The organism is Bartonella sp. AP30XZML (assembly GCF_042195945.1).
In the GTDB taxonomy this organism is placed as follows: domain Bacteria; phylum Pseudomonadota; class Alphaproteobacteria; order Rhizobiales; family Rhizobiaceae; genus Bartonella.
Genome location: NZ_JBHIPJ010000062.1, coordinates 1 through 2,480 on the forward strand (window position 1 = coordinate 1; position 2,480 = coordinate 2,480).

2 protein-coding genes and 1 pseudogene are annotated in these 2,480 nt (G+C 41.5%); all 3 read right to left on the bottom strand.

What is annotated here, in order from left to right:
* On the bottom strand, positions 1–417 hold a 417-nt coding region (locus tag ACFIL2_RS04930; protein ID WP_375681694.1), incomplete at its 3' end, for a hypothetical protein.
* Between the two features lie 178 nt (positions 418–595).
* On the bottom strand, positions 596–1,012 hold the full coding sequence (locus tag ACFIL2_RS04935; RefSeq protein ID WP_375640500.1) for a hypothetical protein: 417 nt from the start codon (positions 1,010–1,012) through the stop codon (positions 596–598).
* Between the two features lie 20 nt (positions 1,013–1,032).
* A pseudogene (locus ACFIL2_RS04940) lies at positions 1,033–2,480 on the bottom strand (filamentous hemagglutinin); the annotation flags it as partial.

A 2,480-nucleotide genomic window follows, 5' to 3' on the forward strand; every position in this document is an offset into this window, starting at 1 on the left:
TTTTCTTTCATCCTCAAAATGCGTTAGTAAAGCGCGTTCCTGTTTCGTTTTGTTGGTCACACCAAAGGTGTCATTGTCCATAAACTGCTGATATCCTGCTATCATTAAATTGCTTAGGAATGAGCCACTTTTGGGAGATTGTGTAAAATAGATCCCTTTTGAATCTTGCAATTTATATCGGAAACCTGCTTTTTTCATGCATTCATAAACTGAGGCAAATTCACTCGCATACGTATTCATATCGTCAGGAGAAGCATAAACCGGTTTCCAACCACATTTTGACAAAGATTGTTGGATCATCGCTTTATCGGCACCTGGTTTTTCCCATAATGCTAAAGTTGATGGAGGAGGTTGGTTAATACATCCAGCTGTAGTTAAGAGAGCTATGCAGCTCAATAGTTTTAAGATTTTTTTCATTTTTCCCCTCTTTCAATGGATTTATTTACAATAAAAAGGCTCTAAAGCCTGTTGATATTTTATCTCCGTTTTTCAAGACAGTTCTGAACTGAGTTGAGATGGTAGATTGAGAAAACAATCCCGCCATTCCAAGCAAAGGCAAGGATGGCAGATTGTTGATCATCACCAATAGCAAAACTTAAGGATAGCATTCATATTGTTCTGGATGCTTTTTACAAAAAGGGCTGTTTAAGCGTTTCTTGACACTGCGCTGTGGAACAACAGCGCCTGGACGACAAATGGGCAAGTTTTTCTCTTTAAAAGTATAACATGGCCCTCCCGCTCTTGCTACCTCTTCATCTTTATAGCGAAACCCTGATTGAAGCATGCAAGCATAAATTGTTGCTTTTGCATTAATGCTCTGCTTTCTGTTTTCTGGATCGACATCATAAGGCGTTGGCATGCCACATTCTAACAAGGCTTTTCCTACCTCTGTAAAATTAGTAACACCATTTTTCTCCCACGCGCTCAAATACCCTCCAGGAGTTTTATTAAACTGACATCCTGCAATACCTAATAAAGTTACAGCACCTAATAGCTTTAGAGTTTGTTTCATTTTTTACTCCATTATTTAATTCAAGGTTTTTGTTCACGATGAGATGTGCCATAGCGCCATGTACACTTATCACTCGCATCTCCAAGGCAAGTATGGGAGCTTATGGGATTCATGATCACTCTCCACCATTCTTTCCACATGTTACTACCAGTAGGTATTGTCTCGTAAGTATAGCCATTGCCGCCAATAATTCTGCTTACAAAGTCATATCTATTCCCATCAAAGCCAATAGTGGTTTGTTTGCCATCACTCACATAACCTAACAGACCGGATGCAACTAAAGCATTAAAGGCTGGTCCATAGAAATTGATATTCGTGTTGTCGGCTATACCGTGAACACCTTCTTGTTTGAAAGAATTCAGCATATTCCCCAATGTCATTGTCCCGCGACTATGTCCATAAAGTTCTAACCCTGTAAGACCATAGCTATACATCAAATCTTTTGCTTCTTGTGTTGAATTGGTCAAACCCCAAAAGTTATTTTCCATAAACTTCTGATAGCCCGCGACTAGAAGTTCTGAGATAGCAGAATCGGCTTCTGGGAACACAACAAAATAAAGCGGTTCATTTTTATTCTCCGCATGTTGCTCTGCATAAACAGCGGCTTCATAGGGTGGCGTAAAGATGCCATTAAAGGACACATGCACCTTGCCATCAGCACCCTCTTGCAAATGCTGCTTTTCTTCATCCGTTAAATAATGTGCGTGAGGTATTTTTTGTCCACGAGCGTCTTTGATATACTGTCCATTTGCATCTATTTCATAGATTATATTACCCTTTTCATCACGGTCGACCACGGCAATGGGATGCTCTTTGATAAACATGGTTTTATAGGAGTCATCACTGTATTTAAACCCTTCTTCTAAAAGTTGTGTCGCCATTTCGCGATTTTCATGGACGATTTGTTCCAGCTTGCCTGCATCGAGCTGTTGTACACCCTTATGGGCGCTAGCAGTATCCCGATTAAGGGAGGCGATGGCTTGCTCAACATCTTGCCCTGTTAATGCCTTCTGCCCTGCTTCATCAGTAATGACGATAGTACCATTGCTGATAGCGGATTTGGTATATCCTTCCTCTGAATCTTTAGCTTTTGAATGATCTAAGACATTTTTAGCAATGTTTTTCCCGACACCATATTTGCCCTGATACATCGGACCACCCGCTGAAATGCTTAAACCTTGGCTGCTAGCTTGCGCATGCGCACTGTTGCTGATATCACTGGTGCTGATGCTTCCTGTGGTCAGGCTGTTTTTTTCTGCCGGCGCGGTGCTTTCAATNAGCTTGCGCATGCGCACTGTTGCTGATATCACTGGTGCTGATGCTTCCTGTGGTCAGGCTGTTTTTTTCTGCCGGCGCGGTGCTTTCAATAATACCTCCGGTCAGCGTTGTTTTATCTTTAACGTTGATATTAAAGCCGCCATCACCCGCTTTGATGCCTGATTGTTCCACAACACTATGATAATCACTA